This window comes from Streptomyces sp. NPDC016851, assembly GCF_055562795.1.
The window spans coordinates 35,112-48,359 of sequence record NZ_JBVHEP010000011.1 but is presented as its reverse complement, the minus strand read 5'-3'; the positions used below and the strand labels follow the sequence as shown (position 1 = coordinate 48,359).

Here is a 13,248-nt window from a genome sequence, read left to right as displayed (position 1 = left end):
CGTCGCACCCACGAGGAGCGTGCCCATGTCGTCGCATCCGGTCGCCGAGACCGTCGCCTCTCTGATGCCCAGGGCGAGGGAAGAGCTCACCGAACTGGTGGCCTTCCGGTCGGTGGCGGACTTCGACCAGTTCCCCAGGAGCGAGAGCGAGGGCGCCGCCCGCTGGGTCGCGGACGCGCTCGCCGCCGAGGGGTTCCAGGACGTGGCCCTGCTCGACACCCCCGACGGCACGCAGTCGGTCTACGGCTACCTGCCCGGCCCCGAGGGCGCGAAGACGGTCCTGCTGTACGCGCACTACGACGTGCAGCCGCCGCTGGACGAGGCCGGCTGGGCGACCCCGCCGTTCGAGCTGACCGAGCGGGACGGACGCTGGTACGGACGCGGGGCCGCCGACTGCAAGGGCGGTGTCATCATGCACCTGCTGGCGTTGCGCGCGCTGAAGGCGAACGGCGGTGTCCCGGTCCATGTGAAGGTGATCGCCGAGGGCTCGGAGGAGCAGGGCACGGGCGGTCTGGAGCGGTACGCGGAGGAGCACCCGGACCTGCTGGAGGCCGACACGATCGTCATCGGCGACGCGGGCAACTTCCGGGTCGGGCTGCCGACGGTCACCTCCACCCTGCGCGGTATGACGCTCGTCCGCGTGCGGATCGACACGCTCGCCGGCAATCTGCACTCGGGCCAGTTCGGCGGTGCCGCGCCCGACGCGCTGGCCGCCCTGATCCGGGTCCTGGACTCGCTGCGCGCCGAGGACGGTTCGACGACCGTCGACGGACTCACCGGTGACTCGGCCTGGGAGGGCCTCCAGTACGACGAGGAGCGGTTCCGGCAGGACGCCAAGGTGCTGGACGGCGTGGAGCTGATCGGCTCCGGGACGGTCGCCGACCGCATCTGGGCGCGCCCGGCCGTGACGGTGCTCGGCATCGACTGCCCGCCCGTCGTCGGCGCCACCCCGTCCGTGCAGGCGAGCGCCCGGGCGCTGATCAGCCTGCGGGTGCCGCCGGGCGTGGACGCGGCCGAGGCGACCAAGCTGCTCCAGGCGCACTTGGAGGCGCACACGCCGTGGGGCGCGCGGGTGAGCACCGAGCAGATCGGCCAGGGCCAGGCCTTCCGCGCCGACACCACCAGCCCGGCGTACCAGGCCATGGCGGACGCGATGGCGGTGGCGTACCCGGGGCAGGAGATGCAGTACGCGGGGCAGGGCGGCTCCATCCCGCTGTGCAACACGCTCGCCGCGCTGTATCCGCGTGCGGAGATCCTGCTCATCGGGCTGAGCGAGCCGGAGGCCCAGATCCACGCGGTGAACGAGAGCGTGTCCCCCGAGGAACTGGAGCGGCTGTCGGTGGCGGAGGCGCTGTTCCTGAGCAACTACGCGGCGAGCTGACCGCTCTGCCGACAGCCAAGGCCCTCGTCCTCTGACGGGGGCCTTGCCTACGGTCGTCCGATGGACGTCATCCAGCTCCTCCCCCGCCTCCACTTACTGCGTTTCCCCGTCGGCCAGGCCTACCTGTGGCGCGACGGCGACGACCACGCCGGCCAATCCGAGCTGACGCTGATCGACGCCAGGCCGCCCGGCTCCGGCGCCCCGATCGCCGAGGCCGTGACGCGCTCGGCCGTGATCCGCGGGACGTACGGCGGATCGTGCTCACCCACTTCCACTGGGACCACGCGGGCGGGGCGGGCGAGTTCGCCGCGCTCAGCGGTGCGGAGGTGCTGGCGCATCGGCTGGAGGCGCCCGTCGTACGGGGCGAAGTCCCGGGCCCGGAGCCGGTGTTCGAGGACTGGGAGCGGCCCCTGCGCGAGCAGGCGCTCAGGCACCTGCCCGAGGGCGACCACGTCCGGCCCCGGGCGGTCACCGCGGTGTCGGGCGGGGACGTGCTGGACGTGGGCGGCGGCGCGCACGTCGTCCACGTACCGGGCCACACGCCGGGCAGCATCGCGCTCCATCTCCCGGAGCACGGCGTGCTGTTCACGGGTGACACGGTCGCGGCGTCACCCGTGGACGGCTCGGTGATCCCCGGTGTGTTCAACCTCGATCGCGGTCAGGTCCTCGCCGCCTGCGGGCGACTGGCGGAGCTCGACGCGGAGGTGGCCTGCTTCGGTCACGGGGATCCGGCGCTGGGGCAGGCGGCCCGGGCGCTGCGGAACGCGGCGCGGGGGTAGCCGGCCCCAGGGCGGGACCTAGCCGAGCGCCGGATCGAGGACGATGTCCTCCTCGCGCGGCGCGACCGTCGGCTCCTCGGGGAAGTGGCAGGCGGTGAGATGGCCCGAGGGGCTGCCCTCGGCCCGTACCAGCCGCGGTTCCTCGGTGGCGCACTTGTCCTGGGCCTTCCAGCAGCGGGTGCGGAAGCGGCAGCCGGAGGGCGGGTCGATCGGTGAGGGCACGTCGCCGGCCAGCCGGATGCGTTCGCGTCGCTCGGTGGCGTCCGGGTCGGCTTCGGGCACGGCGGACAGCAGCGCGTGCGTGTAGGGGTGGCGTGGCCGGGTGTAGAGCGACTCCCGGTCGGCGACCTCGACGATCTTGCCGAGGTACATCACGGCGACGCGTTCGGAGAAGTGCCGTACGACGGCGAGGTCGTGGGCGATGAAGAGGAAGGCGATGCCGAACTCCCGCTGGAGGTCCTGGAGCAGGTTGACGACCTGCGCCTGGATGGACACGTCCAGCGCGGAGACGGGTTCGTCGGCCACGATCAGCTTGGGCCGCAGGGCGAGGGCGCGGGCGATGCCGATGCGCTGGCGCTGGCCGCCGGAGAACTCGTTCGGGTAGCGGTTGTAGTGCTCGGGGTTGAGCCCGACCGTCTCCAGGAGTTCCTGGGCGCGCCGCTTGTGGCCCTGGGGCGGGTTGATGCCGTTGAGCCGCATCGGCGTCTCGATGATGGTGCCGACGGTGTGCCGGGGGTTCAGCGAGGAGTACGGGTCCTGGAAGATCATCTGGAGGTTGCGGCGGGCCTGCTGCATCCGTCCGGGGGGCCGGTGGGTGATGTCCTCGCCGTCGAACACGACGGAGCCGCCGGTGGGTTCGAGGAGCCGGGTGATCAGGCGGCCGGTGGTCGACTTGCCGCAGCCGGACTCGCCGACCAGGCCCAGCGACTCGGCCGGTCCGACCGAGAAGTCGATGCCGTCGACGGCTCGTACGGCTCCGATCTGCCGCTGGAAGATGATGCCCTGCCGGAGGGGGAAGTGCTTCTGGAGACCGCGCACTTCGAGGAGGTTCTCGCCGGTGGGGCGGTCGGTGGCCGGCCCGGTGAGGGGCTGGGTGGTGCTCACGGCATGCTCCCTTTCGTCCGCCGCCGTCACTGCGCGGCCCGTGCGGCTGCGGCGCCGCGGTCGTCCGGGCCGGTCCCGCCGCGGATCTCCTGTTTGGCCTCGTCGCTGAGATGGCACGCGGCGAGGTGCCCTGCGGTGCCGGGGACGAGGCGCAGTTCGGGCCGCTCCACGGTGCAACGTCCCTCCGTGGCCCAGCCCTTGTAGGCGCAGCGGGGGTGGAAGGAGCAGCCGTCCGGCAGGTTGATCAGGCTCGGCGGTGTGCCGGGGATCGGGTCGAGCCGTTCGCCGACGTCGCCGGTGAGGTGCGGCATGGACTGCAACAGGCCCCAGGTGTAGGGGTGCTGGGGCTGCTTGAGGACCTCGCGGGTGGTGCCGTACTCGATGCGGCGGCCCCCGTACATCACCAGGATGTCGTCGGCGATGTCGGAGACCACGCCGAGGTCGTGCGTGATGATGACGACGGCGGAGCCGAACTCCTCCTGGAGATCGCGGATCAGGTCCAGGATCTGCGCCTGGACGGTGACGTCCAGGGCGGTGGTGGGCTCGTCGGCGATGAGCAGGGCGGGGTCGCAGACCAGGGACATGGCGATCATGGCGCGTTGTCGCATGCCGCCGGAGAACTGGTGCGGGTAGTCCCTGACCCGGCGTTCGGGCTGCGGGATGCCGACCCGCTTCAGCATCTCCACCGCGCGGTCCTTGGCCTCCTTCTTGGAGACCTTGTGGTGGACGCGGTAGGCCTCGGCGATCTGGGAGCCGACGGTGAAGAAGGGGTGCAGCGCGGACAGCGGGTCCTGGAAGATCATGGAGACCGTGCGGCCGCGCAGTGCGCGCGTCTCGGCCTCGGGCAGGGCGACGAGTTCCCTGCCTTCCAGCCAGATCTCGCCGGAGACCTGTGCGCGGGTGCCCTTGTGCAGTCCGAGCAGGGCCAGCGAGGTCACCGACTTGCCGGAGCCGGACTCGCCGACGATGCCGAGGGTGCTGCCCTTCTCCAGGGTGAAGGAGACGCCGTCGACGGACTTGACGAGGCCGTCCTCGGTGGGGAAGTGCACCCTCAGGTCGCGTACGTCGAGGAAGGGGGCGGGCGCGGGGGTGACGTCCGCGGGCTGCGGTGAGGTCTGAACGGACACGGGTGTTCCTAAGGACGAAAAGAGGGGCTCAGGCGAGGCGGACGCGCGGGTCGACGAGGCCGTACACCAGGTCGACGACCACGTTGGCGAGGACGACGAACGTCGCGGCGAAGAGGGTGGTGCCGAGGATGACCGGCAGGTCGGAGTTCTGGACGGAGTCGACCGCGAGCTTGCCGATGCCGTTGATGCCGAACACGGACTCGGTGATGACCGCGGAGCCGCCGATCAGGGAGCCGACGTCCATGCCGAAGATGGTGATGATCGGGGTGATGGCGGCCCGCAGTCCGTGCTTGAGGACGACGGTGGCGGCCGGCAGGCCCTTGGCGCGGGCGGTGCGCATGTAGTCCTCGGCGAAGACCTCCAGCATGGAGGAGCGGGTGAGCCGGGTGTACATCGCGAGGTAGACGATGACCAGGGTGGCCCACGGCAGGATCAGGCCCTTGAACCAGCCGGCCGGGTCCTCGGTGATCGAGGTGTAGCCGGAGGTCGGCAGGATCTGGAACTTGTCGACGAAGAGGTACAGCAGGAGCAGACCGATGAAGTAGATCTGCACCGACACACCGAACAGGGCCAGCCCGACCGCCGCCTTGTCGGCGGCCTTGCCCCTGCGGACCGCGGCGACGGTGCCGAGGCCCACGCCCAGGACGAGGAACGCCACCGCGGCGCCGAGTCCGAGGGAGAGGTCCGCCGGGAAGTCCTGGAGGAGCGTCGTCAGCACGGGGGTGTCGGTCTGGAAGGAGATGCCGAGGCAAGGCGCCGCGCAGTGGATGCGGACGCTCTGGTCGCCGTAGTCACGGCCCACGACCAGTCCCTTGACGAACTCCCAGTACTGCGTCAGGTAGCTCTGGTCCAGGCCCAGCGAGTGCTTGATCTCCGCGAGACGGGAGGGCGAGCAGGTCTTTCCGCAGGCCAGGAGCGCGGGGTTGGACGGCAGCGCGAAGAAGATGAAGAACGTGATCGTCGTGATCACCAGCATGATCACGGCCGCTGCCAGCAGGCGTCTGATGAGGTAACGAAACATGGGGTGCCGGGACCTGACGTGAGTGGGGTGCCCGCCGGCGGACCGGGCCGCCGGCGGGGTTCAGAGGGGGTGCGTCACTGCTTGATGTAGGCGTGCACCAGGCTGGGTTCGGCCATGATCGAGTCGTCGATGACACCGCCGACCTTCGAGCCGCTGACCTCACTGAAGTTCATGTACATCAGTGGGACCACGGCGGCGTCCTTCAGGATCTGCTCGTCCAGCTCCCCGTAGGCGGCGTTGCGCTTCTCGATGTCGGTCATCTTGCCGATCTTGTCGATCTGCGCGTTGACCTTCGGGTCGTTCAGGTACGAGATGTCGTTGTTGGACTGCGGGAGCTTCTTGATCTGGCGCCCGTCGAAGAGGGTGGGCAGCACGGTGGAGGCGTTCGGCCAGTCCGCGATCCAGTCGCCCCATGTCAGGTCGTACTGGTTCTTCACGTTGTCCACGGTGCTGAAGTAGTTGTTCTTGTCGATCGGGGTGATGTTCACCGTGATGCCGATCTTCGCCAGCGCGGTCTTCACGGCGTCGGCGAAGTGCTCGTGCGTGGGGATGTTCTCCACCGCGAGCGACATCGTCGGCTTGGGGCTGCCGGCCTGCTTCATCAGGGCCTTGGCCTTGGTGAGGTCACCGGCGGGGTTGCTGCTGTAGAGGTTGAAGTCCTTGTGGCCGTCGATACCGGGGGCGAGCATCGTGGTGGCGTAGTTGCCGTAGGCCGAGCCGCCGAAGGCGCCGCGTACGGTGGTCTTGTCGACGGCGTACTCGATCGCCTGGCGGACCTTGATGTCCTTGACCCGGTTCATGTTGATCGCCATGTAGTTGATGCCCGGGGCCGGGATCTTGTAGTAGCGCGACTTGAGTGACGGGTCGTTCGCCATCGTCGTCAGGTCGGAGCCGGCGATCGGCGTCTGTGTGATCGCGGTCTGGGCGGAGCCGCCGTCGGACTTGATCTGCTGGTCGATCGCGGCTTGGTCCTGCCCGAACTTCGCGTCGATCTCGTCCAGGTTCTGCTGCCGGATCGGGTCGGTCGTCCGGCTCCAGTTCTTGTTCCGGACGAGGACCATTTCCTTGTTCTTGGCGTACGACTTGATCATGTAGGGCCCGTCGGACCAGACGTGCGTGTCGTAGGTGGCGCCGGTGTCATGGGCCTTGGGGACCGCCGACCACCCGGTCATGGTGGTGGTCTCGTTGAAGTCGGCGACGGGCTGATTGAGATGGAAGACGAGGGTGTACTTGTCCGGTGTCTGGATCGAGGCCAGCTGCTTGCCCTGGTACGGGCCCTTGTAGGAGTCGCCGCCGACCAGCCACTGACTGGCGTACGGCGGGCCGCCGTTGATGTCCGGGGAGAAGGCCCGCTCGACGCCGTACTTGACGTCCTGCGCGGTGACCTCCGTGCCGTCCTGCCACTTGACCCCGTGGCGCAGGTGGAACGTCCACACCGTGGCGCCCTTGCTGGGCGTGCCCGTGTCGGTGGCCAGGTCGCCGACCAGCTTGGGCGCGGACCCCGTCTCGTTCCATCCGGTCAGGGTGCGCACGAGTTCGTAGTCCATGCTCGAACCCTCGGTGGTGTACGTCCGCTGAGGGTCGATGTGGTTGAAGTCGGCGTCGTCGAGGATCGTCAGCGTGCCGCCCTTGGACGGGGAGCCGCCGGCGCTGTTGCCGGAGGACCCCCCGCATGCGGTGGCCCCCAGGGCGATCACCACGGCAGAGGCCGTGAGAGCGACCGTGCGCGATCTGCGCGTGCTGCGCGTCATTGAGGAAACTCCGTTTCTTACTACGGGCTCGGCGGCCGTTCGTGGGGCCGCCGGGCCGACACTCGGGGGGTGGCTCGTCAGCCGCGCCGGGCGCGGGGATCCAGGGCGTCCCGGACGCCGTCCCCGAGGAGATTGAGCGCCAGGACCAGGAGGAAGAGCAGGACACCGGGCACGAAGAGGTACATCGGGTCCTGGAGGAAGAACTGGGAGGCGTCCGACAGCAGCGATCCCCAGTCGGGGTTGGGCGGGATGACGCCGACGCCCAGGTACGACAGGGCCGCCTCGGTGGTGATGTTCTGCGGGACGGCGAGGGCGAAGGAGATCAGGATCGGCGCCCACAGGTTGGGCAGCAGCTGCCGGAAGAGGATGTGCCGCCGGCCGGCGCTCATCAGCCGCGCGGCGTCGACGAACTCCCGCTCGCGCAGGGACAGCACCTGTCCGCGCACCAGACGGGCGGTGTACGCCCAGGCGAAGACGGCGATGTTGAGGACGAGGACGAGCAGCCGGAGGTTCTCGTCGGTGCCGCCGTGGCTGTTGGTCTGCAGGGCGTTCTGGATCACCGGGGTGAGCGCGATGATGAACAGCAACTGCGGGAAGGCCAGCATGACGTCCATGACCCGGGACAGCAGGGAGTCGACCCAGCCGCCGAAGTACCCGGCCGCGAGCCCCGCCACGACACCGACCGCGGTGGACAGCAAGGCCGAGGCGAAACCCACGTAGAGGGAGGTGCGCAGGCCGTAGACGATGCGGGCGAACAGGTCGTAGCCGGTGCCCGGTTCGACGCCGAGGAGGTGCTGGGCGCTGATGCCGCCCAGGGATCCGTAGGGGAAGTTGCCCGTGTCGGGGTTGATCGCCTTGTTGTCGGGGGTGATCGGTCCCCAGCTGGTCAGCGCGGTGAGGACCGGTGCGAGGAGTGCGACCGCGATGAACAGGAGGGTGGCCGCCAGGGCGGCCGTGGTGACCTTGTCCCGCCTGATCCGCTTCCAGGCCATGCGGGCCGGTGAGCGGCCGGCGACGGCCGTGCCGGCGGGGCGGGGGTCCTGCGTCGACGGCTCGGCCAGCAGGGCGGTGCCGCCGCCGGCGTCGGCCGGCTGGTGTTGCGTGGTCATCGTACGGACATCCCGGATCTGCCCCTGAGGCAAGGAAATTGGGTGGCGGTCGAAAGTGCCGCCGTGAGACTCTGCGGACTTTCGCAATGGCGTGCGAGTCCGGTCAAGCCGAGCAGGGGCCGGAAAAGGGATTGTTTGCGGTCATGGAAAAGTGTTGACGAGCACGGGGAATGTGATTACCCGCCGCGTGAGGGAGTGCGGGAGATTCCTTGGGGAGCGGTTGGCAGTGGCTCCGTGGACGTTTCCTTTTGCTTTTCCCTCGGAATCCCCCGCGCCGGGTAAAGGGCGAGCGGAAAGCTCGGCGTCAGCCGACCGGCACCCCGGCTTCCAGGTAGAACGCCGCTCCGCGTTCGCGGGCCCGCAGGGCCCAGCGCAGCCGCTCGTAGCGCACCGGTGGCAGCAGGTCGGCGGCCTCCTCCTCGGTGACGAACCGCCAGTCGCGCAGCTCCGGCCCGGGCAGCAGCAGCCGCCCGGCCTCGGAGGAGTCGAGGACGCCGCCGTCGAAGAGGAGCCGCAGTCCGCCGAATCCGGGGGGCGAGGGACGCTCCCAGTCGACGACGAGGAGGCTCGGTACCTCGTCGAGGTGGATGCCGGTCTCCTCGGCGACCTCCCGCACTCCGGCGCGCGCGGGCGCCTCACCGGGCTCGACGACCCCTCCGGGGAACTCCCAGCCGGCCTTGTAGGTGGGGTCCACGAGCAGCACCCGGTCCTGTTCGTCGAAGAGGAGCACTCCGGCGGCGAGCGTCTCGGCGGTGGGCTCGGGCGTCTGCACGATGTCACAAGCGGGCACGGACCCGCTGGTGACGGCATCGGCTATCCGGGCGGCGGTCTCGCGGGGCGTGAGGTCGCTGCTGTCGACGAGGTGGGCGTCGGCGGTGAGCCAGGAGGCGAGGGCGGCGCGGTACGGCTCGATGTGGTCGAAGGACCACCGGCGTATTCGCAGCTCGCCGTCCGGCAGGTCCGGCGGAACCTCGCGGCCCGCTATCCGCTCCCGCAGTATCGTTTCGGCCGGGGCGAGCAGGATGTGGCTGACCGGAATCCTGCGGGCGGCCAGACCGCCGAAGATCTCGTCGCGGTACTCCTGGCGCAGCAGGGTCATGGGAACCACCAGGGTCCCGCCGAGCTCGGCGAGCATCGCGGCCGCCGTGTCGATCACGAGCCGTCGCCAGATCGGCAGGTCCTGGAAGTCGCCGACCTCGGCGAGGTGTTTGGGCGGCAGCAGGTACCGGAGCGCTCCGCCGATGACCTCGGGGTCGAAGAGCGTGCTGTTCGGGATCAGTTCGATCAGTTCCTGTGCGGTGGTGGTCTTCCCCGCACCGAACGCGCCGTTGATCCAGACGACGGTCACAGGTCCCCCTCTTCTGTTGGCCCCCTGAGGCTTGCCCGCTCCACCCTGCCACGGAAACCAGCCGCAGTTGAGGGCGCATGACGACGGCGCCGGCGCCCCCTTGCTCGGGTGCGCCGGCGCCGTGGGCCGGGGACGGGCAAGCCGTCAGCCCTTCTCCTTCTCCTGGGCGCCGTCCTCCCTGTCCAGGGACAGGCTGTCCTTGGCGACGGTGTCGGGGAGGGTGCGGAGGGTCTCGTCCACATTGAGCGGGCCGAGGTTCTCTCCGAGGGCGTGCGACGGGGTGACCGCCGCGACGACGAACCCGGTGGCGAGGGAGGCGATGGCGAGCATGCTGCGCTTCTTCATGCCCTGCTCAACTGCCGGACCCGCCGCGCGGTCACGCACCCGGACCCGACCGGGCGAAGCCGGGGCGTCACGCCGGGTCGTCGTCCGGGGCGGTGCCCCAGGCGGCGGGGCCGCCGCCACGCCACTCGATCAGCCCGGACGCCGTCACGTACGCCTCGTCCGCGTCCTCGATCCCCGCCCGCCGCAGGAACTCGGCGACGTCCAGCAACCCGTAGGCGATCCCGAGGAACTGGTCGTCCACGCGCACCCGCCGGCCACCGTCCGCGGCGGGCGGGTAGACGACGACGGGTTTCACGGACGCCATGGCACCAGCGTGCGCGGGAACGGCGCCGGGCGCTCGCCGGAGTGGGCCGTTCAGCCCGCCTTCTGCGTCTGGCGGAACTCGTGGACGTCGGCGGTGAGCGTGCCGTCCTGCTGTTCGTAGTGGGACAGGGCGAGTCCGAGACCGAAGAAGGTGGGCGCCCATTCGCCGACGAAGATGCCCCAGCGGTCGGCGCGGGCGACGTTGACGCCGGGTTCCATCTTCAGGGAGCCCACCCAGGCGGCGACACTGAGGCCGATGGACGCCATGGCGGCGATGTAGGCGTGCTCGCTCCGGACGCCCATCTCGTGCATCTTCTTGATGATCATCAGCGGCTCCGTTCTGTGGGGGGGGGAGTCAGGGGACGGAGTGCCCTCGAAGAGTGCCGATATTCACACTTTTGCCGCTTATGTCCAAAAAGGCAGGGCAAAGGTAGGGGCCGTGCGACGAGTTCGGTGTACTCGTCTCACGGCCCCGCTGAACGTCGTCAGGCGCCCACGTACGCCGCCAGGTGCTCCCCGGTCAGCGTGGAGCGGGCCGCCACGAGGTCGGCCGGTGTGCCCTCGAAGACGATCCGGCCGCCGTCGTGGCCGGCGCCGGGGCCGAGGTCGATGATCCAGTCGGCGTGGGCCATGACCGCCTGGTGATGCTCGATGACGACGACCGACTTGCCGGAGTCGACGAGCCGGTCGAGCAGGCCGAGCAGCTGCTCCACGTCCGCGAGGTGGAGGCCGGTGGTGGGCTCGTCGAGGACGTAGACACCGCCCTTCTCCGCCATGTGCGTGGCCAGCTTGAGGCGCTGCCGCTCGCCGCCGGAGAGGGTGGTGAGCGGCTGGCCGAGAGTGAGGTAGCCGAGCCCGACGTCGGCGAGCCGCTCCAGGATCTTGTGCGCGGCCGGGGTGCGTGCCTCGCCCGCGCCGAAGAACTCCTCGGCCTCGGCCACCGACATCGCCAGCACCTCGCTGATGTCCCGGCCGCCGAGGTGGTACTCCAGCACCGAGGCCTGGAACCGCTTGCCCTCGCAGTCCTCACAGGGGGTGTCGACGCCGGCCATCATGCCCAGGTCGAGGTAGACGACTCCGGCGCCGTTGCAGGTGGGGCAAGCGCCCTCGGAGTTGGCGCTGAACAGGGCCGGCTTCACGCCGTTGACCTTCGCGAAGGCCTTGCGGATCGGGTCGGCCAGCCCGGTGTAGGTCGCGGGGTTGCTGCGCCGCGAGCCCTTGATCGGGCTCTGGTCCACCGAGACGACCCCCGCGTCGGCCGGGATCGACCCGTGCAGCAGCGAGCTCTTGCCGGAGCCGGCGACACCGGTGACGACGGTGAGCACCCCGAGCGGGATGTCGACGTCGACGTCCCGGAGGTTGTTCGCCGAGGCGCCCCGGATCTCCAGCGCGCCGGTGGCCTTGCGCACCGTCTCCTTGAGGGTGGCCCGGTCGTCGAGATGACGGCCGGTGACGGTGTCCGCGGCCCGCAGCCCCTCGAGCGTGCCCTCGAAGCAGACGGTGCCGCCCGCCGTACCGGCGCCGGGACCGAGGTCGACGACGTGGTCGGCGATCGCGATCGCCTCCGGCTTGTGCTCCACGACGAGCACCGTGTTGCCCTTGTCCCGCAACCGCAGCAGCAGGTCGTTCATCCGCTGGATGTCATGGGGGTGCAGGCCGATGGTCGGTTCGTCGAAGACGTAGGTGACGTCCGTGAGCGAGGAGCCGAGGTGGCGGATCATCTTCACGCGTTGCGCCTCACCGCCGGACAGCGTGCCCGCCGGCCGGTCGAGCGAGAGATAGCCCAGGCCGATCTCCACGAACGAGTCGAGCGTCCCCTGCAACGCGGTGAGCAGCGGCGCCACGGACGGCTCCGAGAGTTTCCGGACCCACTCGGCCAGGTCCCTGATCTCCATCGCGCAGGCGTCGGCGATGCTGATGCCGTCGATCTTCGAGGATCTGGCGCCCTCGCTCAGCCGGGTGCCGTCGCACTCGGGACAGACGGTGAAGGTGACCGCCCGCTCCACGAACGCCCGGATGTGCGGCTGCATCGCCTCCTTGTCCTTGGCCAGGAAGGACTTCTGGATCTTGGGGATCAGTCCCTCGTAGGTGAGGTTGATGCCGTTGACCTTGATCTTGACCGGTTCCCCGTAGAGAAAGGCGTGCAGCTCCTTCTTGGTGTACTCGCGGATCGGCTTGTCCGGGTCGACGAAGCCCGACTGGGCGTAGAGCTGCACGGTCCACTGGCTGTCCGACTTCCAGCCGGGGATGGTGAACGCGCCCTCGGACAGCGACTTGGAGTCGTCGTAGAGCTGGGTGAGGTCGATGTCGGAGACCTTGCCGCGGCCCTCGCAGCGGTTGCACATGCCGCCGGTGCGCTCGAAGGTCGCCTTCTGGGCCTTGGTCTTGGCGCCGCGCTCGACGGTGATCGCGCCGCTCGCCCGGACCGAGGCGGTGTTGAAGGAGTACGCGCTGGGCGGGCCGATGTGCGGCTTGCCGAGCCGGCTGAAGAGGATGCGCAGCATCGCGTTGGCGTCGGTGGCGGTGCCGACCGTGGAGCGGGGGTCGCCGCCCATCCGCTGCTGGTCCACGGCGATCGCGGTCGTCAGCCCGTCGAGCACGTCGACCTCGGGCCGGGCCCGGTTCGGCATGAAGCCCTGGAGGAAGGCGCTGTAGGTCTCGTTGATCAGCCGCTGTGACTCCGCGGCGATCGTGTCGAACACGAGCGAGCTCTTGCCCGATCCGGACACGCCGGTGAACACCGTCAGCCGGCGCTTGGGGATCTCGATGCTGACGTCCTTGAGGTTGTTCTCGCGCGCGCCGTGCACACGGATCACATCGTGGCTGTCGGCGACGTGCGGTCCGGACGACTCTCTGTCCGTCCTCGTGGCCATGCTCATCGGTCTCCCTCTGTCGGGCGGCGCTGCCGCGGTCGGGCGATCTGGTCTCCCCGCGCCGGCCCGGAGGCGCGGCGCGGGGGTGGTGCGGGTGGATCCGTGGG

At 69.9% G+C, this 13,248-nt stretch carries 11 protein-coding genes and 1 pseudogene; 2 read left to right on the top strand and 10 right to left on the bottom strand.

Features of this window, described 5'->3' with window-relative positions; translation table 11 throughout:
* The first annotated feature begins 25 nt into the window (after positions 1 to 25).
* Positions 26 to 1,381 carry a M20/M25/M40 family metallo-hydrolase gene (locus tag ACZ3I3_RS19140; RefSeq protein WP_467366515.1) on the top strand — a complete coding sequence of 452 codons (1,356 nt, stop codon included), beginning with the start codon at positions 26 to 28 and terminating at the stop codon, positions 1,379 to 1,381.
* Positions 1,382 to 1,441: 60 nt separating this feature from the next.
* A pseudogene (locus ACZ3I3_RS19135) lies at positions 1,442 to 2,160 on the top strand (MBL fold metallo-hydrolase).
* An 18-nt stretch (positions 2,161 to 2,178) separates the two neighbouring features.
* Here the strand turns inward: ACZ3I3_RS19135 and ACZ3I3_RS19130 are convergent.
* The 10 genes from ACZ3I3_RS19130 to ACZ3I3_RS19085 all read right to left on the bottom strand — a co-directional run bounded on the left by ACZ3I3_RS19130 (position 2,179) and on the right by ACZ3I3_RS19085 (position 13,147).
* The gene (locus ACZ3I3_RS19130; RefSeq protein ID WP_467366513.1) at positions 2,179 to 3,264 is read right to left on the bottom strand and encodes an ABC transporter ATP-binding protein; all 1,086 of its coding nucleotides are present in this window, start codon (positions 3,262 to 3,264) and stop codon (positions 2,179 to 2,181) included.
* Between the two features lie 26 nt (positions 3,265 to 3,290).
* A complete protein-coding gene (locus tag ACZ3I3_RS19125; RefSeq protein ID WP_467366511.1) occupies positions 3,291 to 4,391 on the bottom strand; it encodes an ABC transporter ATP-binding protein in 1,101 nt (366 codons plus the stop codon).
* 28 nt (positions 4,392 to 4,419) lie between these two features.
* Positions 4,420 to 5,412: an ABC transporter permease gene (locus ACZ3I3_RS19120; protein WP_356927105.1), complete on the bottom strand. Its 993-nt coding sequence runs from the start codon at positions 5,410 to 5,412 to the stop codon at positions 4,420 to 4,422.
* Positions 5,413 to 5,486: 74 nt separating this feature from the next.
* A complete protein-coding gene (locus tag ACZ3I3_RS19115) occupies positions 5,487 to 7,163 on the bottom strand; it encodes an ABC transporter substrate-binding protein (protein ID WP_467366509.1) in 1,677 nt (558 codons plus the stop codon).
* Between the two features lie 77 nt (positions 7,164 to 7,240).
* Positions 7,241 to 8,272: an ABC transporter permease gene (locus tag ACZ3I3_RS19110; protein ID WP_467366508.1), complete on the bottom strand. Its 1,032-nt coding sequence runs from the start codon at positions 8,270 to 8,272 to the stop codon at positions 7,241 to 7,243.
* A gap of 304 nt (positions 8,273 to 8,576) precedes the next feature.
* Complete coding sequence (locus ACZ3I3_RS19105) at positions 8,577 to 9,620, bottom strand: NUDIX hydrolase (protein ID WP_467366506.1); 1,044 nt, start codon at positions 9,618 to 9,620, stop codon at positions 8,577 to 8,579.
* 144 nt (positions 9,621 to 9,764) lie between these two features.
* Positions 9,765 to 9,965: a hypothetical protein gene (locus ACZ3I3_RS19100; protein ID WP_467366504.1), complete on the bottom strand. Its 201-nt coding sequence runs from the start codon at positions 9,963 to 9,965 to the stop codon at positions 9,765 to 9,767.
* 67 nt (positions 9,966 to 10,032) lie between these two features.
* Complete coding sequence (locus ACZ3I3_RS19095; protein ID WP_467366502.1) at positions 10,033 to 10,269, bottom strand: hypothetical protein; 237 nt, start codon at positions 10,267 to 10,269, stop codon at positions 10,033 to 10,035.
* Positions 10,270 to 10,319: 50 nt separating this feature from the next.
* Positions 10,320 to 10,595, bottom strand: a complete 276-nt coding sequence (locus ACZ3I3_RS19090; RefSeq protein WP_466200165.1) for a hypothetical protein — start codon at positions 10,593 to 10,595, stop codon at positions 10,320 to 10,322.
* A 158-nt stretch (positions 10,596 to 10,753) separates the two neighbouring features.
* Positions 10,754 to 13,147, bottom strand: a complete 2,394-nt coding sequence (locus tag ACZ3I3_RS19085) for an ATP-binding cassette domain-containing protein (protein WP_467366500.1) — start codon at positions 13,145 to 13,147, stop codon at positions 10,754 to 10,756.
* Positions 13,148 to 13,248: the final 101 nt, after the last annotated feature.

Excerpts from the sequence above, each read along its gene's own strand:
- ACZ3I3_RS19140 (WP_467366515.1), top strand. The coding sequence starts at position 26 with ATGTCGTCGCATCCGGTCGCCGAGACCGTCGCCTCTCTGATGCCCAGG.
- ACZ3I3_RS19120 (WP_356927105.1), bottom strand. The coding sequence starts at position 5,412 with ATGTTTCGTTACCTCATCAGACGCCTGCTGGCAGCGGCCGTGATCATG.
- ACZ3I3_RS19115 (WP_467366509.1), bottom strand. The coding sequence starts at position 7,163 with ATGACGCGCAGCACGCGCAGATCGCGCACGGTCGCTCTCACGGCCTCT.
- ACZ3I3_RS19110 (WP_467366508.1), bottom strand. The coding sequence starts at position 8,272 with ATGACCACGCAACACCAGCCGGCCGACGCCGGCGGCGGCACCGCCCTG.
- ACZ3I3_RS19100 (WP_467366504.1), bottom strand. The coding sequence starts at position 9,965 with ATGAAGAAGCGCAGCATGCTCGCCATCGCCTCCCTCGCCACCGGGTTC.
- ACZ3I3_RS19095 (WP_467366502.1), bottom strand. The coding sequence starts at position 10,269 with ATGGCGTCCGTGAAACCCGTCGTCGTCTACCCGCCCGCCGCGGACGGT.
- ACZ3I3_RS19090 (WP_466200165.1), bottom strand. The coding sequence starts at position 10,595 with ATGATCATCAAGAAGATGCACGAGATGGGCGTCCGGAGCGAGCACGCC.
- ACZ3I3_RS19085 (WP_467366500.1), bottom strand. The coding sequence starts at position 13,147 with ATGAGCATGGCCACGAGGACGGACAGAGAGTCGTCCGGACCGCACGTC.